Consider the following 19,419-nt stretch of genomic DNA (forward strand, 5'->3'; position numbering starts at 1 on the left):
GATGGAGCTGTGAAAAGGAAGCCCCGCGGAAGCGGGGCTTTTTCTCTATTCCCATAGTATTTCTTCAGGCTTTCGACTGCTGACTTGATCTTCGTAGCCTGCGTCGACGTGATGCAGAAATTGGTCGACATCCTGGAAACCCGAAGCCAGCTGCAGCCTTGTCGTCTCCGCCGCTAGTGCCGCGCCGTTCAATAGGACGACCGGGTATTGATCTTCGTAGACCTCGCGCTGCACCGCGTCCGAGAAGAACGAGGTCGTTACGTAGGCGCCGAGCCATCCTCGGCGTAGTCGCGCCACAGTCCGCGCGATATGGACGCCACCGGTGGGAGCATCGATCTTCTCGCACTTCGCCTGACCGAGGACGACGAGTTTCGTGCGCGAAAGGCCATCGCCGATATCGATGCGTCCCACGAAGTCCAGCCCGCCATCGCCGGTTCCTCTCGTCAACCAGCCGCGTTGGTAGTGGGCCCCTGTCTCTTTGACCATCGACTCGCAGGCCATGCTCGCCAACGCCTCGAACCGATGGCGTTTCGGCTCATAAAAGTCGTAGATCTTTTGCAGCACTTTTCGCTTGTCCGAATCCGCCGGCGCGACTTGGTCCCGCTTCGGCACGATTCGATAGCGCGCCACGCGCCTCTTGAGCTTCTCGATCTCGGCGCTTCCGTACTTCACCCAAGCGAGCCAAGCCTTCGGCGCCATCGCGTTCGCGATCTTCGCCTCGTTCTTGGGTCTCGCCGATCGGCGATCCAGAGCATCGCCACCGATTCGTCTTCTTCCGTCAACGACAGGACGACGAGATCGAACAGATAATTGGTGAAGAAGCCGCCATTCTTCTCTGCGAATTGCGTAACCCGCCGAGCGCCCGTAATAAGCGCGAGCCCAGCGAACTCTTTGTAGCCTTTGCGGGAAGACTTGAACAACAAGATCGGCGCGGCCTTTTCGCGCTTCGCGCGATTAGGCGATGTGTGCAACTCGAACTGCCGAAGAAGCGCCCTGTTGCCTGGCGTCGTGCCGGGATCTACGTCGGGTGTCTTGTTGTCGCCGAAGTAGCGCGCGAACCCCTCATCCGGCGAGATCGTGTCGTGCCATGGATTCTCGATCGAGCCCAACTTGTTCTCGTTGCTTGAGAGCAGCAAAACGCTGAGCCTCTCTCCGTCGACCGCACGAGTGGCCGCTGGAGGATTGATGCCTTTCTCGAGCTGCAACGTCGGCAAGCCCGGCATGGAGACGACATAGTGAAAGTTCGGAATGCCGTCCACCACCTCGTCGCCAGGCGACGCGGGTTTCGCGTATCGATACAGGTGTCCGATCCGAAATCGTTTCATCGCTCCCCCAAGCGTTCGCCTAAGAACCTATGCGCGTCTGCAGCCGACGCGCCAAACGCTCCGGCTGTTTCAGTTCGCATTCGTAGACCGTGACGACCTTCCAACCCAACCGGCGCAGTTTCGCGGCCTTCCGCACATCACGGGCCCTGTTCGCTTCGATCTTGGGCCCCCAGTAGTCCGTCCTGGACTTGGGCATCTTGTCGACCTTACACGCATGCCCATGCCAGAAGCAGCCGTGCACGAACACCACTGCGGCTCGCCCCGGCAGCACGATATCCGGCGTTCCGGGCAAATCTTTCCGATGCAGACGGAACCGGAAGCCCAACGAATGCAGCAATGAGCGGACCGCCCGCTCTGGCGCCGTGTCCTTCGAGCGGATTCGGGACATCAGCCGGCTACGCGCTTCCTGGGAGATTCGGTCGGCCATTTGCCCAGGATACCGCCGGGGTTGGGCTGGTTTGGCCTAATATTCACGCTATGCCGAAGTCCGACACCCGACCCAGCGTCATCGATTTGTTCTCCGGCGTGGGTGGGCTGAGTCTGGGCGCGGCCAGAGCAGGCTTTCGGGTTGCGGCGAGTGTCGAGCTCGATGCCATCGCGTCCAAGTCGCACCACGAAAATTTTCCGAAGACGGCGCATCTGCAACAGGACGTCGGCACCTTGTCTGGCAAGGCGTTGCTCGAAGCTGCCGGTTTGCGTAAGGGGCAACTGGATGGGCTAATCGGAGGACCGCCTTGCCAGGGCTTCAGCCTCATCGGTCGGCAGCGCGATGCCGATCCGCGCAACGACCTCTTCGGCCATTTTTTTCGCCTCGTCGCCGAAACTAGACCTGCGTTCTATTTGGCCGAGAACGTTCCAGGCATCCTCGGCACGCGCTACGAGGACTTCATTGAGCGCGCGATGAGCGCGATTCCCAAGTCCTACAGTCGGATCGCTCCGTTCAAAGTTCGCGCCAATCTCTATGGCGCGGCGACCACGAGGACGCGCGTGTTTTTCATCGGGTACGACCCGGATCGTATCGATCCGCTCTCCCGAGAGAATTTCGACCCAAGTAACGATACGAAGCAGACATTCGTGCGCGACGCTCTCAAGGGATTGCGAGATGTCGAGCCCCATTGGCAATCCGAGGCGGAGAGCTGGCGGACGGTTGGCGAGCTACCCAAATCCCACTTCTGGGATCGCGTCACGAACAAGGTGCCGCGCGAAGTCGGCCATCCCGATGCGCTCAACTTGCTGAAGAAGAAGCGGCTGGTCTCAGGCTTTCTCGGTACCGCGCATGCGCCAGAAACCGTGGAGCGATTCGACGCACTGAGACCAGGGGAAATCGATCGCGTCTACCGCTCACCCCGACTCGACCCGGCTGGCTTTTGCCCGACGCTTAGAGCTGGCACAGGTCCTGATCGCGGGAGCTATCAAGCGGTTCGGCCGATTCATCCGAAAGCACCGCGGGTGATCTCGCCGCGCGAAGCTGCGAGACTTCAGGGATTCCCCGATTGGTTTGTATTCAACCCGACGAAGTGGCATTCCTTTCGGCAAATCGGAAATAGTGTGAGTCCACTTATCGCGGAGCGACTGTTAGAAAAACTCGCATCTAGTTAGCGAAGTCGATTACTCAATTTCGCATACTCGCTTGCGAAACGTTCTCTAGTCGTCGACGTGGCGAAAAGCGGGATAGAAGCGCTGAAACCGCTTGTAGCTCGCCATCTCCATCAAGGACAATTCCTCGTCGTCAGCGGGGAAGAACTTCAAGGCTGCAAGCATTTTTTTGCCTGCTTTCTGGAGATTGGCGTCAAGCCGAAAACGCTCCTTTGCAGACAATACGGGAACGGCGATATCGTGGATTTTGTCCCACGACTTGCAGGCGAACGCCCAGCGACTGTAGCTCGACGCGGGGAATGGCTCCTTTGCCGCGCTTTCTGAGACAACACACGTGACGGTCAACATTCGCTGCCCATCAGCATACGATGTGTTTAGAACTGGAATGTAATTCAAGTTCGGTACACGAAGCTTTGCTTTGCTGCATGCGAGCGATACGCACCACACAAGCACATCAGCGAGCGACATAGGCGCGTCACCTATCGACGTCACCGACGTAGGAACATTCGCACCACCAAGCTTTTCTCGAAGCGCATCAGCGCGTTTCGCGGCTCTTTCTTGAGGAGTGCCAGAACCCTGCTTCAGGTTTCTGCCATCAGCATTCATAGTTATTCTGAAGACATCACCATGCTTCAGTCGAACCAGAATTTCTTCAGCCTCTTGCAGCTGCGTACGATAGTTAGTTCCGGTGTAGTCAAGCCAGACAATGAAGTTACGCTTCGCGGGAAATTTTTCTGCAATGTCGTCCATTCTCGCTGGCAGATCCGCAGAATCCATCAGCGCACAGACGGTTGCATCTGTGGGGCGATTGAAGACCTGCCTTGCGACTTGATTTGAATCTTTATCGAATGAGAATTGAGCTTTAATACCCAACTCTTTGTAGACCGCGTAGTGATCGACTAAATGCCTCCCTCCCATTGATACGTAGATGTACGACTCGGGCCCTCGTGTTTGAAGCAGTCTGCCAAGCAACTCTACGAAGATCTGCCGATCAATGAATTTGCTAGGCCTTAGCTGGTACGGAATGTCTGCACCACTCACTTTCGCGCTTCCTGGAGTGCGCGATCAAAGCATTCTTCTCCAACGACGGCAGGCTTTTCGTCTGAATTCCCGAACAGGAAATCGGCAAGTTCACGAATGGCATCATCCTTCTTTGCGAAAGATATCCGACGTAGTGGATTACGGACTTCTGGGACAGGCAAATTCGCTAAGTATTTTTTCGCATCCGCTCGTCCTCGGATCTTGCTCCCGTGTGACGAGGCTAGGCTCGCGTGCGTACGTACATTTTTCCGAACGGCTTCATTGAAGAATTTTTCGGCCTCTTCTTCCATTCCTTTCCACTTGTTCGTGAACGACGTAAATTGCCTGAGGCCTTCCATGCAGTACTGGCGCGCGAAAAGGTAGACCTCTTCGCCAACATCTAAGTCCCGCTTCGTTGTCGAGATTGGTAGCTTCTCCGGCTCGTCCGTAGAGAAAATGATAAAGCCCGCTATGCTGCGAAACTGGGGGTGATACCTGGGCACGCCCCCGTCTCCCCACCCTGTTTTTGAAGAGCGATCATTTAGCAAGACTAGCCTGTCATTGCATATGACCGATATGCCCGCATTGACCGTCTCCGATCTAGTGGCGGCTTCGTCGATCTCGTCGAGGCGCGTCAGGGAGCGAAAGAAGCCGACAGATACACGGATATGTACGCCATTTTCCTCGGCCACAAACTCATAGGGTCGGATTCCGTTCTTCTTCTCGTGCTCTGTGTAGTACAGCTCGAGAGTCTGAGGCCTAATTTCTTCTTCGTTGACGAAAATAGAAAAGCCCTTCTGGATTAGATAGCCAAAGTGCTCTGCCACCGCAGCCTTTAAGGCGTTCACGAATGACTCATTACCGAACGACTTGGATATGTCTTTTCTCAGTGTTGGAATGACAATTGTCACTCCTTTCTTAGTTGTATTCCGGACCTTCCGAATGGGCAGGTCCCAATCTTCATTTTCAGGATCCAACCATTCCGTTGTGTAGGAGACGGCGAATGCTCCATCGTCTGATCGAGATTCAACCTCTGCTTCCTCACCAATTTTGAATATGGCTCGCTTCATTCCGATTCCGTACATTCCAATGGTCGGAATACCCGCGTCTTTATCAATTTTTGGACGACCTAACAAGAAAGCGTCTTTGATCGCACTTTCAGGTATGCCACCGCAATTGTCCGCAATATCAAAGGACTTCTTCGACAGAGTTATGCGCGTTTCGTAGCCCTTGTAGGCATCTTCTTTGGTTATCTTCCCTTTCAGCTTGCGAGTGGCTCCATCAACAGAATTGTCGATGAGATCCAAAATCGCGTCACTGAGCTCGATGTCGCGGGTCAACATCGAAACGAAGAATCGTTTGGTGGGCCCACCCCATATGGTGTCGGTTGTCGTAGCCATGCCGTCCCCTTGTCAGATTCTTTTTCACGCCCTTCGGCCTTATACCCGATCCTAATGCAGGAACTTGGCCTTTCAATCCACTAGCTACGGTTATGACCAACCATTGTGAAATTTTTACTATTACGCGGTGATCTGACTTCTTTGAACTCCGGCGCCTTTGCCCTAGGGCTGAACCCAAAACAAAAAAGGCGGCCATCGGCCGCCTTTTTCTTTCCTACTGTAAGACTCAAACCCCCAACGGATTCGGCTTCTCCGCATCCAGCTTGTAGAGCTTGATCGCGCGGGCCACGTCCTTGGCGGTGAGCTTGCCGTCGGCGGCGAGCGCGGCCACGGCGGCGTGGGCCACGTGGAAGCGGTCGACCTCGAAGTGACGGCGCAGGTTGGCGCGGGTGTCGCTGCGACCGTAGCCGTCGGTGCCGAGCACGCTGTAGCGCATCGGCACGTATTCGCGGATCTGGCTGGCAAAGATGCGGATGTAGTCGGTGGCCGCGATGGCCGGGCCCTGGCGGCCTTCCAGTTGCTGCGTGACCCATGCCTTGCGCGGCTTTGATTCCGGATGGAACCTGTTCCAGCGTTCGGCGTCCGCGCCGTCGCGGGCGAGTTCGTTGAAGCTGGGGCAGGACCAGATGTCGGACTTGATGCCGAAGTCGGCATCCAGCAAATCCGCGGCGGCAATGACCTCGCGCAGGATGGTGCCGCTGCCGAGCAACTGCACGCGCAGCTCGCCCTTCTTGGCCTTGCCCGCGTCCTTCAGCAGGTACATGCCCTTGATGATCCCGTCCGCGCTGCCTTCCGGCATCTCGGGATGGGTGTAGTTCTCGTTCATCAGGGTGAGGTACCAGTACTCGTCGCGCTGCTCGGCGAGCATGCGCTGCATGCCGTGCTGGACGATGGTCACCACTTCGTAGGCGAAGGTCGGGTCGTAGCTGCGCACGTTGGGGATCAGGCCGGCCTGGGTCTGGCTCTGGCCGTCCTCGTGCTGCAGTCCTTCGCCGTTGAGGGTGGTGCGGCCGGCGGTGCCGCCCAGCATGAAACCGCGCGCGCGCATGTCGCCAGCCTGCCAGGCGGCGTCGCCGACGCGCTGGAAGCCGAACATCGAGTAGTAGATGAAGAACGGCAGCATCTGCAGGTCGTTGGTGCTGTAGCTGGTGGCCAGCGCCATCCAGCTTGCGAACGCGCCGGCCTCGGTGATGCCTTCCTCCAGCACCTGGCCGGCGGAATCCTCGCGATAGAACATCAGCTGGTCGGCATCCACAGGCTTGTACTTCTGGCCCTGCGGCGCGTAGATGCCGAGCTGGCGGAACAGGCCTTCCATGCCGAAGGTGCGCGCCTCGTCGGCGACGATCGGCACGCAGCGCGGGCCGACCTGCTTGTCGCGCAGGATGATGTTGAACATCTGCACGAAGGCCATCGTGGTGCTGATCTCGCGCTCGCCGGTGGCCTTGAGCAGGCGCTCGAAGGTCGCCAGCGGCGGCACCTCCAGCGACTCCGTGGATTTCTGCCGGCGCTGCGGCAGGTAGCCACCCATCTTCGAGCGGCGATCGCGCATGTATTCCAGCTCCGGCGACTTCTCGTCCGGGCGGAAGAACGGCACGTTGCCGTCCTTGAACTGGTCGTCGTCGATCGGCAGCTTGAAGCGATCGCGGAACGCGCGCACCGCGCTGTCGTCGAGCTTCTTGGTCTGGTGGGTCGGGTTGAGCGCCTCGCCGGCCGCGCCCATGCCATAGCCCTTCACGGTCTTGGCCAGGACCACGGTGGGCTGGCCGACGGTCTTCATCGCGTTGTCGTAGGCCGCGTAGACCTTGTGCGGGTCATGCCCGCCGCGGTTGAGGCGCCAGATGTCGTCGTCGGACATGTTGGCCACCATCGCGGCGGTCTCCGGGTACTTGCCGAAGAAATGCTCGCGCGTGTACGCGCCGCCGAAGGCCTTGCAGTTCTGGTACTCGCCGTCCACGGTTTCCATCATCAGCTTCTTGAGGATGCCGGTGCTGTCCTTGGCCAGCAGCGGATCCCAGTAGCTGCCCCAGATCGCCTTGACCACGTTCCAGCCGGCGCCGCGGAACTGGCCTTCCAGCTCCTGGATGATCTTGCCGTTGCCGCGCACCGGGCCATCCAGGCGCTGTAGGTTGCAGTTGATGACGAAGACCAGGTTGTCGAGGCCCTCGCGGCCGGCCACGCCGATCGCGCCGAGGGATTCGGGTTCGTCGGTTTCGCCGTCACCGAGGAAGCACCAGACCTTGCGGTCGGTCTTCGGCATCAGCCCGCGCGCTTCCAGGTACTTCCAGCTGCGCGCCTGGTAGATCGCGGCGATCGGGCCCAGGCCCATGCTCACCGTCGGGGTCTGCCAGAAATCCGGCATCAGCCACGGGTGCGGGTAGCTGCTGATGCCGCGACCGTCCACTTCCATGCGGAAGTTGTCCAGCTGCGATTCGCTGATCCGGCCTTCCAGGAAGGCGCGCGCGTAGATGCCCGGCGAGCTGTGGCCCTGGATGTACAGCAAATCACCCGGGTGGTCGGCGCTGGGGGCGCGCCAGAAATGGTTGAAGCCGACGTCGTACAGGGTCGCCGACGATGCGAAGCTGGCGATGTGGCCGCCCAGTTCGCCAGGCTTGCGGTTGGCGCGCACCACCATCGCCATCGCGTTCCAGCGGATCATCGAGCGGATCCGCCACTCCATGGTGGCGTCGCCCGGCATCGCCGGTTCCATGTGGGTCGGGATGGTGTTGATGTAGCTGGTGGTGGGGTCGAACGGCAGGTAGGCACCGGCGCGGCGGGTCAGTTCGACCATGCCTTCCAGCAACTGGTGCGCACGTCCGGGCCCGTCGTGGTCGATGACCGCCTTCAGCGATTCGACCCACTCCCGCGACTCTTGCGGATCGGGGTCGTTCTGCAGCATCTCGTTCAGCCAGTTCATCTTGATTTCACCACGGCGCGATCGGTCGGAGCCCGAGTCTAGCAAGCGTTCCAGCCAATCCGATGCTGCATTGCAGCCAAAATCCTGAATTATCCGGGTAATTCATTCCTGACAATATTCGTGTTTGTGACGACGGCGTGAACATCCCTTCACACCGTGGCTGGATATCCTCCCCAGGCGTGCCGTTTCGTGGCGACGCCGGCGGCCCGGGGACCCGCCGGTGGCGGCCCTGCGCCGTCCTTTCCCGCCGAACCTGCACTGATGCCGCAATCGCCTGCCCCCACTCGCCAATCCGTCGGCCTGATCGCCTTGATTGCGGGCCTCGTGCTCTTGATCGTGGTCGGCCCGTTCTGGGTGGTGCGCGAAGCCAACCGCAAGAGCGTGGAAGCCGCCGCCATCGTCAACCACACCCATGAGGTGGAGGCGACGGTGCAGGCGCTTATGTACGACCTGCGCAACCGCGAATCTGCGACCGTCGCGTACGCCTACGGCCACGACTCCCCGGCGATCCGCGAGCGGCTGGCCGAAAGCCAGAAGGAAATCCCGCAGAACCTGGCAAGGCTGACCAACCTCACCACCGACAACCCCGAGCAGTTGCTGCGGATCGGCAAGTTGGGTTCGATCATCGAGCAGCGCGGGCAGATCATGCAGACGGTGCTGGCGAAGGGCGCGGGCCAGGCCGATCCGCGCGACATCGAATGGTTGCTGGACCGCAATCCGCTGCGCCACATCAGCGCCGAGATCTCCGATACCGAAAAGGCCCTGCTCAAGCTGCGCACCAGCGAGGCCGATGAACTCGCCCGCCGCAGCACCGTGGCGACGTGGGTGGCGATGGGCCTGCAGTTGCTGCTGCTGGGCGCGGTGGCGATGCTGCTGCGTTGGCAATGGCGCAACCGGCGCGTGGCCGAAGCGGCGGCGGTGCGCTCCAGCGCGCGTGCGCTGTCGGTGCTGCAGACCGTGCGCGAGCCGATGGCGGTGGTCGACAGGGAACTGCGCGTGGTCCTGCACAACCCGGCGTTCCGCGAAGTATTTGCTGCGGCGAATGCGGATCCGGGGACGCCGATCAGCGCGTTCGGCAACGGCACCTGGGACGCGCCGGAAACCCGCCAGCGACTGGCCGATGTGCTGGCCCGCGACCGCGAATTGTGGGATCACGAAATCAGCCATCGTGGTGAAGACGGCCGCGAGCGCACCTTGCTGGTCAACGCGCGGAGGATGGCCCTGCCCGATCGCAGCGACGAAGTCGCGCTGGTCACCGCCAACGACGTCACCGCGCAGAAGGCCGCCGAGCTGCAGGTGCGCGAATTGAATCGGCAGCTGATGGGAAAAATGGACCAGGTGTCCGAGGTCAACCGCGAACTGGAAGCCTTCAGCTACTCCGTCTCGCACGACCTGCGCGCACCGCTGCGCCATATCGGTGGCTTCGCCGACAAGCTGGGCCGCCATCTCGGCGACCGCAACGACGAGAAGTCGTTCCACTACCTCAACACCATCACTACCTCGGCGCGACGGATGTCGCAGCTGATCGACGACCTGCTGGTGTATTCGCGACTGGGCCGCAGCGCCCTGCGCATGCAGCCGGTGGACATGCAGTCGGTGGTCGCCGAAACCCGCTCGATGCTGGATGCCAACAATGCGCATGACCGTCCCGGCCATCGCATCGAATGGAAGATCGCGCCGCTGCCGATCATGGTCGGCGACGAGAACATGCTGCGCCAGGTCTGGCTGAACCTGCTCTCGAACGCGGTCAAGTACAGCGGTGGTTCCGACCCGGCGGTGATCGAGGTGAGCTACTCGCGCGACGACAACGGCGATTACCGTTTCGAGGTGGCCGACAACGGTGTCGGCTTCGACATGGCCTACGCCGGCAAGTTGTTCGGCGTGTTCCAGCGCCTGCATTCGATCACCGAGTTCGAAGGCACCGGCATCGGCCTGGCCAGCGTTCGCCGCGTGCTCGCCCGCCACGGCGGCCATATTTCCGCCGATGCCACGCCCGGCAAGGGCGCGCGCTTCGTCTTCACCCTTCCCGCGTCGACCGACGCACCGCAACCGGACAACAAGGCATGACCCCGACCATCCGTTCCATCCTGCTCGCCGAAGACAGCCCCGCCGACGCCGAAATGGCGATCGACGCCCTGCGCGAGGCCCACCTCGCCAATCCCATCGTCCACGTCATGGACGGCACCGAGGCGATGGATTACCTGCATCGCCGCGGCAAGTTCGCCGACCGCCCGGAAGGCTTGCCGGCGGTGCTGCTGCTGGACATCAAGATGCCGCGCATGGACGGCCTGGAAGTGCTGCGCCAGCTGCGCGCGGACGAAAACCTCAAGCGCCTGCCGGTGGTCGTGCTGACCTCGTCGCGCGAAGAGAGCGACCTCGCCCGCAGCTGGGACCTGGGCGTCAACGCCTACGTGGTCAAGCCGGTCGATTCCGAGCAGTTCTTCACCGCGGTGAAGACCCTGGGCCGGTTCTGGGCGGTCCTCAACGAAACCCCGACCGAGTAAGCGGATGCCGGCGCTGCGCATCCTGTTGATCGAGGACTGCACGGACGATGCAGACCTGCTGCGCTTCCAGCTGGAAGACGCCGGCCTGTCCTTCGAGATGCGCTGCGCCAGCAGCGAACGCGCGCTGCGCGACACCCTGGACACGTTCACCCCCACCGTCGCGGTGAGCGATCTCAACCTGCCTGGCTATTCGGGCCTGGCCGCGCTGGCGTTGCTGCACGAACGCCTGCCCGAACTGCCGCTGGTGCTGCTGACCGGTGCCGACGACGCGCCTGCCCCACCAGTTCCCGCGACCGTGCTGGGCAAGTCCGAGCTGCACCGACTGCCGCAGCTGCTCGCGCAGTTCCAGCGCACTGCTTGAGCGCGGCCGGCGCAGGTCGCGCCGACAGCGGCGTCACTTGCCGGTGGCGGTGGTCATCGCCGCGCGGATCTGCGCCTCGACCGCGACGATCGCGGTCATGTTGATGACCCGGCGCGAGGTCGAAGCCGGGGTCAGGATGTGCGCCGGCTGGTCCAGGCCCATCAGGATCGGCCCGATCGCCACGCCCTCGGTCATCATCCGCACCATGTTGTAGGTGATGTTGGCGGCGTCCAGGTTGGGGAACACGAACAGGTTGGCGCGCCCCTTCAGCGTGGTATTCGGGAACATGCGCTGGCGCAGCGACTCGTCCCAGGCGGTGTCCGCCATCATCTCGCCATCGACCTCCAGCTTCGGCATGCGGCGGCGGATGATCTCGTACGCCTGGCGCATCTTCGCCGCGCTGGCGTCCTGGTGGCTGCCGAAATTGGAATGCGACAGCAGCGCCACCTTGGGCTCGATGCCGAACAGCTTGAGCCGGTAGCTGGCCTGCAGGGTGGCTTCCGCGATCTGCTCGGCGGACGGATCCATCTGCACATGGGTATCGACGAAGAACCATGCACCCTTGTCGTTGATCACCCCGGTCATCGCCGCGGTACCGGTCACCCCGGACTCGAAATCGAAGACGCTGCGCAGGTAGCCCAGTTTCTTGTGGTAGCGGCCGACGATGCCGGTGATCAAGGCATCGGCTTCGCCACGCTCGACCATCAGCGCGGCAATCAGCGTCGGCCGCGAACGCACCAGGTTCTTGGCCGCGTCCGGGGTCACCCCACGGCGCTCGGTCAGCGCGTGGTACTGGCGCCAGTAGTCCTCGAAACGCGGGTCGTCGTTGATGTTGGTCAGCTCGAAATCCACGCCCGCGCGCATGCGCAGGCCGAGCTTGGCAATGCGGTTGAGGATCACCTCCGGACGACCGATCAGGATCGGGAAGGCCAGGCCTTCGTCGATCACCGTCTGCACCGCCTGCAGCACCACGAACTCCTCGCCCTCGGCGTAGGCCACGCGCTTCTTGTCGCTGCGCGCGCGCTCGTACACCGGCTTCATCATCAGGCTGGTGCGGTGGATGAACTGGCCCAGCTTTTCCTTGTACGCGCCGATGTCCGCGATCGGCCGCTCGGCGATGCCGCTGTCCATCGCGGCCTGCGCCACGCACGGTGCCAGCATGGTCAGCAGGCGCGGGTCGAACGGGCGCGGGATCAGGTATTCGCGGCCGAACTTCGGTACCTCGCCGCCGTAGGCGCTGCCCAGGTCGGAGGCTTCCTTGCGCGCCAGCGCGGCGATCGCGCGCACGCAGGCCAGCTTCATCGCCTCGTTGATTTCCTGCGCGCCCACGTCCAGCGCGCCGCGGAAGATGTACGGGAAGCACAGCGCGTTGTTGACCTGGTTCGGGTAGTCCGAGCGGCCGGTGGCGATGATCGCGTCCGGCCGCACCGCCTTCGCGTCTTCCGGCAGGATTTCCGGGTACGGATTGGCCAGCGCCAGGATGATCGGCGTGGGCGCCATCGTCGCCACCATCTCCGCTTTCAGCACGCCGCCGGCCGACAGGCCCAGGAAGATGTCGGCGCCGTCCACGATCTCGGCGAGCGTGCGCTTGCCGGTGTCGCGCGCGTAGCGCGCCTTGTCCGGATCCATCTGGCCGCGACCGGTGTAAAGCACGCCTTCCCGGTCGATCGCCAGGATATGTTCCGGCTTCAGCCCCAGCGCGACCAGCATGTCCAGGCAGGCGATGCCGGCGGCACCGGCACCGGCAGTCGCCAGGCGCACGTCCTCGATGTTCTTGCCGGCTACTTCCAGTGCGTTCAACACGGCCGCGCCGACGATGATCGCGGTGCCGTGCTGGTCGTCGTGGAACACCGGGATGTTCATCCGCTCGCGCAGCTTGCGCTCGACGATGAAGCACTCCGGTGCCTTGATGTCCTCGAGGTTGATGCCGCCGAAGGTCGGCTCCATCGCGGCGATGATGTCGACCAGCTTGTCGGGGTCGCGCTCGTTCAGTTCGATGTCGAACACGTCGATGCCGGCGAACTTCTGGAACAGCACGCCCTTGCCTTCCATCACCGGCTTGCCGGCGAGCGGGCCGATGTCGCCCAGGCCGAGCACCGCAGTGCCGTTGGTGATCACCGCCACCAGGTTGCCGCGCGCGGTGTACTCGCTGGCCAGCTTCGGATCGGCGGCGATCGCCTCGCAGGCGAAGGCCACGCCGGGCGAGTACGCCAGCGCCAGGTCGCGCTGCGTCACCATCGGCTTGGTCGCGGTGACCTTGATCTTGCCCTTCGGCTCGAGCGCGTGATAGTCGAGCGCGGCCCGCTTCAGATCGTCTTTCTGCAGGTCGTTGGTGGGATCCGGCTGATCGGTCATCGTGATGGCGGCGCTTGATCGGGAATGGCCATTCTAGTCGGCGGGCACGGCAGCGGGCGTCGCGGCCGTCCAGGCGGACTCAGAGCGGCGGCAGGAAGCGGCATTCGGCCGAGGATTGCGTGCTGGCGATGCAACCGGCTTGCAGGCTGGCGGCAGTCGGCGGCGACGCACCCTCCAGCCAGGATTCCAGCCCGCGCAAGGCACCGAGGTACGTGGCATCGCGCAGACGACTGTGGTCGTTCTCGTCGGTGGTCACGCGGGCCAGCAAGGCGCTGCGGCCGGCGACCTGCACGATGTGCGCGTACGCCGCATCCGCCTGCACCGACACCACCGGATCGCCGCGCGCATGCAGGGCCAGCGTGGGCAGCACGATCAACCCGGAGAGGTCGGCGTCGTAGGCCAGCTTGGCCACCGCCTCGGGATCCGCAGTAAAGCGCTGGATCCCGGCATTCAACGCGCTGTCGTCCTGCGAGCCGCGATAGACCGTGTTGCCGTTGTCGAATGGATTGCGCCCGTCCAGGCGCAGTTGCACCAGGTCGCGGAAATGGAAGGTCGCCCACGCCAGGTGCGCTACCAGTTGCTTCTGCTCGATGCCGGTGACCGCCAGGATGTCGCGCAGGCGCGCCGCTTGCTGCGGTGTGCGCTTGCCCGGAACACGGTCGATGCCGGTGCAATCGTCTACACGATTGCGCAACTCGTCGCGGGTCATCCGCGCGTCCGCCGGCAATCCCTGCCATAGCGGATATTGCAGCTCGTCTGCTCGCGGATGGTTGCGGCAGTAGTACTGGTAGACCGCACGCAGGTCGGCGCGGAAGCCGTAGGCGCGGGTGCCGCCGTACAGCACGCCATTGGTGAGCAGCACGGCGTCGTAGTTGCGGCGGCCGTCGATGTCCAGCGCATGCAGTTCGGCGGCCTTGGCGGCCACATTGCCGCCCCAGGATTGGCCGTGCAGCAGTGTGCGCTGCGGCCGGCCCCAACGTGCCCAGAACAGCGCGCGACTGTGATCGACATCGGCCGCCGCCATGCGCACGCCATAACCACCGCGACGATAGGTCGAACCGATCCACGCATAGCCGGCGCGCACCATCACCGCGAAACGTTCGAGGTCTTCGGCAGAATCGCCATCTCGTGGCTTGGAGAGCCGTGGCCCGCCATGGGCGTGGACAATCAGGCTGCGATTCCAGTCGTGCGGGATCGCCGCCAGCAGCCAGGCACCGTTGCCGTCGCGTGCGGCGTGGCAGGTCGCGACCGTGCGCAGCACATCCGGGCAGGCCACGTCGCGGAAGGCGGTTACCGGCGCGGCTGACTGCTCGGGCGACTGTGCGGACGCAGCTGCGGCCAGCATCGCCGCAGCCGCGACGATGCCCAGCCGGATGCGCCATCGCCCGTCACCGTCCACACGCTGCATGGTGCTCATCCTGCTCAGAACGACTTGCTGATGTTGAGGTAGAAATAGCGGCCCCACGGATTCTGCACCGAGCCGCGATAGCCGTTCTCCGCCAGCGACGGACCTTCGTCGGTGAGGTCGCGCACGCCCAGCCGCACCTGCAGGCCGCTGAAGAAATCGTACTGGCCGTAGGCGTTGTAGACGGTGCGCCCGTCCACCACCCACGGATCACCGGACAGGCCGACCAGGTCGGGTTGCTCGAAGCTGCTCATGTACTGCGCGGACAGCCCGGCCCGCCAGGAGCCCTTGTTCCAGGTCAGCGAGCTGCCGGCACGCCATTGCGGGCGTCCGTTCTGGCCGATCAGCTGGCTGGAATCCGGCAATGCGGTGAGCGGATCGATGGTGCCCGCCGCGCGCGCGGCGTACAGCGCGTTGACGATGTCGCCGGGATCGCGGGTGAATTCCAGCAGCTTGGTGGCATCCACGCGGATGCGGAAACTGCCGACCGGGGTGCGCCGCAGCCGCCAGTTGATGCTGACATCCACGCCGCCCACGCTCTGCGGCTGCAGGTTGATGAAGCTGTCGTTGATCGAGGTCACCTGGCCCACCGGGGCCAGGCCGGTGCCTTCGAAGTCGGCGATGTCGTCGGCGGTGGGATCCGCGCGCACGACCAGCGGGTTGCTGCTGCCCTGCACCCGCATCAGATAGTCCAGGGTCAGCGCGGTCTGCGCACCGAGCAGGCCGACGATGTCCTCCTGTTCGATCTGCCAGCGATCCACGGTGAAGCTGAGGTCGCCCAAGCGCTCGGGCAGGTTCGGCTGCAGCACCAGGCCGAACGAACGGTTGGTGCTTTCCTCCGGCTGCAGCGCCGGGTTGCCGGCCACCAGCAGGGACGCGCCGGACGTGCTCTGGCCGCATTCGGGCATCGAGGCGATGCGACCGGCGCGGAGGTCGGCCTCGCAGCGGATGTGGTCGGTGCCGCTGGCCAGGCGCGCGTACTGGGTGGCGTTGGTCTGCTCCAGGTTGGGCGCGCGGAAGCCACCGGAATAGGAGCCGCGCAGGCGCAGTCCGGGAATCAGGTCCCAGGCGATCGCGATCTTGGGCTTGGCCACCGAGCCGAAGTCCGAGTAGTGCTCGTAGCGCGCCGCCAACTGCATGTCCAGGCGATGCACCAGCGGCACATCCATCGACGCAGACACCAATGGCACCGCGAACTCCACGTAGGCCGAACCGACCGTGCGCGAGCCTTCGGTGTCCGGATTGGGGCTGACCGCGGAGACGTTGCTGAGATTGGTGGCGCCGGTGACCAGGTCGACGAAGGTGTAGGTGCCGTCCAGGTTGGCATCGCGATCGTCGCGCTGGGTTTCGCGGCGCGCTTCCACGCCGAAGGCGATGCCGACGTCGCCGCCGGGCAAACGGAACAGATCACCGCGGTTCATGCGGAAATCCGCCATCGTCAGCGTGGTCCGCGACTCGCGCAGCAGCTCGAAGACGATGCCGTCGATCGCCACCTGCGAACTCGGCGTGCAGTCGCCGTAGGTGGGCGTGTCCACGCAGCCGCCGCTGAACGGGTTGTAGGCATCCGATGTGGACAAGGCCAGCGACTGCTGCAATTTGGTCATGTTGATGTTGGGCGAACGGTCCTCGGCATTGGCCGCCGAATAGACCAGCGCGCTCTCCCAGTCGAAGCCGGCCCACTCCCCGCGCAGGCCGGCGAGGAAGCGCGACTGGTCGTTGCGCACGCGGACCCGCTGGAAGCCGGTATCGACGAACCGGTAGTTGCTCATCTGCACCGGCAATCCCTCGGCCGGCACGTTGGTCAGGCCGGGCAGGCGATTGGGGTTGACGCTGCCATCGGCGAAGGTCTGCGGGCCGAACGGATTCCAGTAGTTGCTGGCCGGGATCCACAGGCTGTTGAGGTTGACCACCGGCGGCTGCATCGCGTCGCTGGTGGCGTGGTAGTAGCCGACTTCGCCGAAGAACTCGACGCTGTCGGTCAGGTCATGGTGACCGCTGACGAACAGGTTGATGCGCTCGACCGACGGCCGCACGGTGGTGTCGTGGCGGGTGTCGTAGCGCATGTCGCGATGCACGGTGTTGAAGTTGTGGTTGCCGCTGGCCAGGCACAGGCCGTCGCCGTAAGCCACCGAACTGCTGGTGCAATCGAAGCTGGTCGGCTGGATGTGGAACTGCCCGGAACTGCTGGTGACGAAGGTGCCATTGGAACGGATTCGCGGCCGCGAGCCCACGCTCAGGCGTGCCCACGGCGTGTGCGAGGAACGGCCATCCAGCACGGTCAGTCCGGCGAAGTCCGGGTACTCCTGGAACAGCGGGCGCAGGTCGTCGGATTCGGTGAACTCCTGGTCGGAGGCCCACAGCGCGGATCGATCCGTGTAGCTCAGGAACGCCGACACGTTGCCGCGGTCGTAGTCGTGGCCGGCGAACGCGGAGAACTCCGTCTCGTGCATGCGCGTGCCCTCGGCCGCGCCGTAGCGGGCGCTGACCTTGAGCCCGTCGAAGTCTTCCTGCAGCACGGTATTGATCACACCGGCCACCGCATCCGCGCCGTAGATCGCGGCGGCACCGTCCAGCAGCACCTCGACCCGTTCCAGTCCGGACACCGGGATCGAATTGGAATTGAAGCTCTGCACCGGCACCGTGCCGGTATCCGACGTGCCTTGGCTGGTCGGGTGTTGCACCAGCCGACGCCCGTTGAGCAAGACCAGGGTGTTACCCACGCCCAGCGAGCGCAGGTTGACCGAATTGACGTCGCCGCGCGCGGCATTGCTGGTCTGCGCATTGTTGGAGGCGTCGAACAGCACATCGCCCATCTGCGGGATGTCGCGCAGCAATTCGTCGCCGGACACCGCGCCGGACGCCTCGATGTCATCGCGGTCGATCACCACCACCGGCAGCGCCTCGGTGGTGGGCGCGCCGGCGATATGCGAGCCGACCACCTGCACCTTGTCGAGGGTGACGGTATCGCCTTCGGACTGCGCGGCCGCTGCCGGTACCGTCTGCGGCGTGGCGGTGGGCGCTGTCTGCGCCTGCCCCGGCAGCGCGGTGGCCAGCAATGCGAAGGCGACGGCGCTGCTCAGCAACGTGCGGCGATGGATGGTGCGCATGGTGTGGTCCTCCCCTTGGTTCATGTGTGCCCGGCGCGCTCAGTCGGCGGCCAGTGTTTGTCGATCACCCGGCCCTGCGGCCGGATCCGGCGCTGCGGCGACGGGCATCGGTTTGCCGTCCAGTGCGTTGGCCAGCGCATCGCGGTCCAGCGCGCCTTCCCAGCGCGCGACCACCACGGTCGCCACCGCATTGCCGATGAAATTGGTCAGCGAGCGGCATTCGCTCATGAAGCGATCCACGCCCAGGATCAGCGCCATGCCCGCGACTGGCACTTCGGGCACCACCGCGAGCGTCGCCGCCAGGGTGATGAAGCCGGCACCGGTCACGCCGGCCGCGCCCTTCGAGCTCAGCATCGCCACCAGCAACAACATCACTTGCTGACCCAGGGTCAGATCGGTGTCCGTGGCCTGTGCGATGAACAGCGCGGCCAGGGTCATGTAGATGTTGGTGCCGTCCAGGTTGAACGAGTACCCGGTGGGCACCACCAGCCCGACCACGGATTTCTCGCAGCCGGCCTTCTGCATCTTTTCCATCAACGAGGGCAGCGCGGATTCGGACGAGGACGTGCCCAGCACCAGCAGCAACTCCGCCTTCAGGTAGCGGATCAGCTTGAACACGGAGAACCCGCACAACCGGCACACCGCGCCCAGGATCACCAGCACGAACAGCAGCGCGGTGAGGTAGAACGAGCCGACCAGCCAGGCCAGGTTGACCAGCACCTCCAGCCCGTACTTGCCGATGGTGAAGGCGATCGCGCCGAACGCGCCGATCGGGGCCGCGCGCATCAGGATGTGGACCAGCCGGAACACCGGCGCGGTCAACGCCTCCAGCAGCGACAGCACCGGCCGTCCGCGTTCGCCGGACATCGCAAGCGCGATGCCGAACAGCACCGCGACGAACAGCACCTGCAGGATGTTGTCGCCGACCAGCGGGCTGACCAGGGTCTTCGGGATGATGTCCAGGACGAAGCCGACCAGGCTCAATTCATGCGACTTGTTGACGTAGTCGTCGACCGCCGACTGGTCCAGGTCGGCGACGTTGACGTGCATGCCCGCGCCGGGCTGCACCACGTGCGCCACCACCATGCCGACCACCAGCGCCAGGGTGGAGAAGAACAGGAAGTACGTCATCGCCTTGACGAACACCCGGCCCACGCTGCCCAGGTGCGACATCCCGGCGATGCCGGTGACGATGGTCAGGAAGATCACCGGCGCGATGATCATCTTCACCAGCTTGATGAAGCCGTCGCCCAGCGGCTTCATCGCCTCGCCGATGGCCGGCTGGAAATGCCCCAGCAACACGCCCAGCACGATCGCCGCCAGCACCTGCACGTAAAGATGCCGATAGAACGGCAGCTTCGCGCCGGTCACGGGGAGAGGGACATCGATCGGTTGCATGCGGCGGTTCCTGCGCGTGGCGGTGCCAGCGGGC

General features: G+C 63.6%; 14 protein-coding genes. 4 read left to right on the forward strand and 10 right to left on the reverse strand.

Going from position 1 to position 19,419, the window contains the following annotated elements; genetic code table 11:
* Nucleotides 1-45: 45 nt before the first annotated feature.
* The 3 genes from H9L16_RS16090 to H9L16_RS03485 are packed head-to-tail and all read right to left on the reverse strand — an operon-like array spanning nucleotide 46 to nucleotide 1,752.
* Nucleotides 46-699: a restriction endonuclease gene (locus tag H9L16_RS16090; RefSeq protein WP_233449406.1), complete on the reverse strand. Its 654-nt coding sequence runs from the start codon at nucleotides 697-699 to the stop codon at nucleotides 46-48.
* Nucleotides 669-1,325, reverse strand: a complete 657-nt coding sequence (locus tag H9L16_RS16095) for a hypothetical protein (RefSeq protein WP_233449407.1) — start codon at nucleotides 1,323-1,325, stop codon at nucleotides 669-671. Before H9L16_RS16095 ends, H9L16_RS16090 begins: the two co-directional genes overlap by 31 nt.
* Nucleotides 1,326-1,344: 19 nt before the next feature.
* The gene (locus tag H9L16_RS03485) at nucleotides 1,345-1,752 is read right to left on the reverse strand and encodes a very short patch repair endonuclease (RefSeq protein ID WP_187553203.1); all 408 of its coding nucleotides are present in this window, start codon (nucleotides 1,750-1,752) and stop codon (nucleotides 1,345-1,347) included.
* A 50-nt stretch (nucleotides 1,753-1,802) separates the two neighbouring features.
* On the opposite strand from H9L16_RS03485, the gene H9L16_RS03490 reads away from it, so the two are divergent.
* A complete protein-coding gene (locus tag H9L16_RS03490) occupies nucleotides 1,803-2,924 on the forward strand; it encodes a DNA cytosine methyltransferase (RefSeq protein WP_187553204.1) in 1,122 nt (373 codons plus the stop codon).
* 45 nt (nucleotides 2,925-2,969) lie between these two features.
* Here the strand turns inward: H9L16_RS03490 and H9L16_RS03495 are convergent, their stop codons facing one another.
* The 3 genes from H9L16_RS03495 to aceE form a co-directional block, all read right to left on the reverse strand.
* Nucleotides 2,970-3,962, reverse strand: a complete 993-nt coding sequence (locus H9L16_RS03495; RefSeq protein WP_187553205.1) for an O-methyltransferase — start codon at nucleotides 3,960-3,962, stop codon at nucleotides 2,970-2,972.
* Nucleotides 3,959-5,341, reverse strand: coding sequence for an ATP-binding protein (locus H9L16_RS03500; RefSeq protein WP_187553206.1), 1,383 nt, complete (start codon nucleotides 5,339-5,341; stop codon nucleotides 3,959-3,961). The genes H9L16_RS03495 and H9L16_RS03500 overlap by 4 nt, the downstream gene beginning before the upstream one ends.
* 226 nt (nucleotides 5,342-5,567) lie before the next feature.
* Entirely contained in the window at nucleotides 5,568-8,255 is a 2,688-nt protein-coding gene (gene aceE / locus H9L16_RS03505) for a pyruvate dehydrogenase (acetyl-transferring), homodimeric type (protein ID WP_187553207.1), read from the reverse strand.
* 261 nt (nucleotides 8,256-8,516) lie between these two features.
* Between aceE and H9L16_RS03510 the strand changes: the two genes are divergently transcribed.
* From H9L16_RS03510 to H9L16_RS03520, 3 genes are read left to right on the forward strand one after another with little or no spacing between them, the layout of a single operon-like run.
* Nucleotides 8,517-10,322 (forward strand): ATP-binding protein, encoded by a 1,806-nt coding sequence (locus tag H9L16_RS03510; protein WP_187553208.1) that lies wholly within the window; start codon nucleotides 8,517-8,519, stop codon nucleotides 10,320-10,322.
* Complete coding sequence (locus H9L16_RS03515) at nucleotides 10,319-10,759, forward strand: response regulator (RefSeq protein ID WP_187553209.1); 441 nt, start codon at nucleotides 10,319-10,321, stop codon at nucleotides 10,757-10,759. The genes H9L16_RS03510 and H9L16_RS03515 overlap by 4 nt, the downstream gene beginning before the upstream one ends.
* A gap of 4 nt (nucleotides 10,760-10,763) precedes the next feature.
* Nucleotides 10,764-11,120: a response regulator gene (locus H9L16_RS03520; RefSeq protein ID WP_187553210.1), complete on the forward strand. Its 357-nt coding sequence runs from the start codon at nucleotides 10,764-10,766 to the stop codon at nucleotides 11,118-11,120.
* Nucleotides 11,121-11,153: 33 nt separating this feature from the next.
* On the opposite strand, the gene H9L16_RS03525 is transcribed toward H9L16_RS03520, so the two are convergent.
* From H9L16_RS03525 to H9L16_RS03540, 4 genes are all read right to left on the reverse strand, one after another.
* Nucleotides 11,154-13,475 carry an NADP-dependent malic enzyme gene (locus H9L16_RS03525; RefSeq protein ID WP_187553211.1) on the reverse strand — a complete coding sequence of 774 codons (2,322 nt, stop codon included), beginning with the start codon at nucleotides 13,473-13,475 and terminating at the stop codon, nucleotides 11,154-11,156.
* Nucleotides 13,476-13,554: 79 nt separating this feature from the next.
* Entirely contained in the window at nucleotides 13,555-14,883 is a 1,329-nt protein-coding gene (locus H9L16_RS03530) for an alpha/beta hydrolase (RefSeq protein ID WP_187553212.1), read from the reverse strand.
* Between the two features lie 14 nt (nucleotides 14,884-14,897).
* Complete coding sequence (locus H9L16_RS03535) at nucleotides 14,898-17,987, reverse strand: TonB-dependent receptor domain-containing protein (protein WP_187553213.1); 3,090 nt, start codon at nucleotides 17,985-17,987, stop codon at nucleotides 14,898-14,900.
* 39 nt (nucleotides 17,988-18,026) lie between these two features.
* The gene (locus H9L16_RS03540) at nucleotides 18,027-19,385 is read right to left on the reverse strand and encodes a dicarboxylate/amino acid:cation symporter (protein WP_187553214.1); all 1,359 of its coding nucleotides are present in this window, start codon (nucleotides 19,383-19,385) and stop codon (nucleotides 18,027-18,029) included.
* Between the last annotated feature and the right edge of the window lie 34 nt (nucleotides 19,386-19,419).

This window comes from Thermomonas carbonis (assembly GCF_014396975.1).
In the GTDB taxonomy this organism is placed as follows: Bacteria; Pseudomonadota; Gammaproteobacteria; order Xanthomonadales; family Xanthomonadaceae; genus Thermomonas; species Thermomonas carbonis.

What these genes read in the sequence shown, in the direction of transcription:
- H9L16_RS16090 (WP_233449406.1), bottom strand. Translation starts at nt 699, where the DNA reads ATGGCGCCGAAGGCTTGGCTCGCTTGGGTGAAGTACGGAAGCGCCGAG.
- H9L16_RS16095 (WP_233449407.1), bottom strand. Translation starts at nt 1,325, where the DNA reads ATGAAACGATTTCGGATCGGACACCTGTATCGATACGCGAAACCCGCG.
- H9L16_RS03485 (WP_187553203.1), bottom strand. Translation starts at nt 1,752, where the DNA reads ATGGCCGACCGAATCTCCCAGGAAGCGCGTAGCCGGCTGATGTCCCGA.
- H9L16_RS03490 (WP_187553204.1), top strand. Translation starts at nt 1,803, where the DNA reads ATGCCGAAGTCCGACACCCGACCCAGCGTCATCGATTTGTTCTCCGGC.
- H9L16_RS03500 (WP_187553206.1), bottom strand. Translation starts at nt 5,341, where the DNA reads ATGGCTACGACAACCGACACCATATGGGGTGGGCCCACCAAACGATTC.
- aceE (WP_187553207.1), bottom strand. Translation starts at nt 8,255, where the DNA reads ATGAACTGGCTGAACGAGATGCTGCAGAACGACCCCGATCCGCAAGAG.
- H9L16_RS03510 (WP_187553208.1), top strand. Translation starts at nt 8,517, where the DNA reads ATGCCGCAATCGCCTGCCCCCACTCGCCAATCCGTCGGCCTGATCGCC.
- H9L16_RS03515 (WP_187553209.1), top strand. Translation starts at nt 10,319, where the DNA reads ATGACCCCGACCATCCGTTCCATCCTGCTCGCCGAAGACAGCCCCGCC.
- H9L16_RS03520 (WP_187553210.1), top strand. Translation starts at nt 10,764, where the DNA reads ATGCCGGCGCTGCGCATCCTGTTGATCGAGGACTGCACGGACGATGCA.
- H9L16_RS03525 (WP_187553211.1), bottom strand. Translation starts at nt 13,475, where the DNA reads ATGACCGATCAGCCGGATCCCACCAACGACCTGCAGAAAGACGATCTG.
- H9L16_RS03530 (WP_187553212.1), bottom strand. Translation starts at nt 14,883, where the DNA reads ATGCAGCGTGTGGACGGTGACGGGCGATGGCGCATCCGGCTGGGCATC.
- H9L16_RS03535 (WP_187553213.1), bottom strand. Translation starts at nt 17,987, where the DNA reads ATGCGCACCATCCATCGCCGCACGTTGCTGAGCAGCGCCGTCGCCTTC.
- H9L16_RS03540 (WP_187553214.1), bottom strand. Translation starts at nt 19,385, where the DNA reads ATGCAACCGATCGATGTCCCTCTCCCCGTGACCGGCGCGAAGCTGCCG.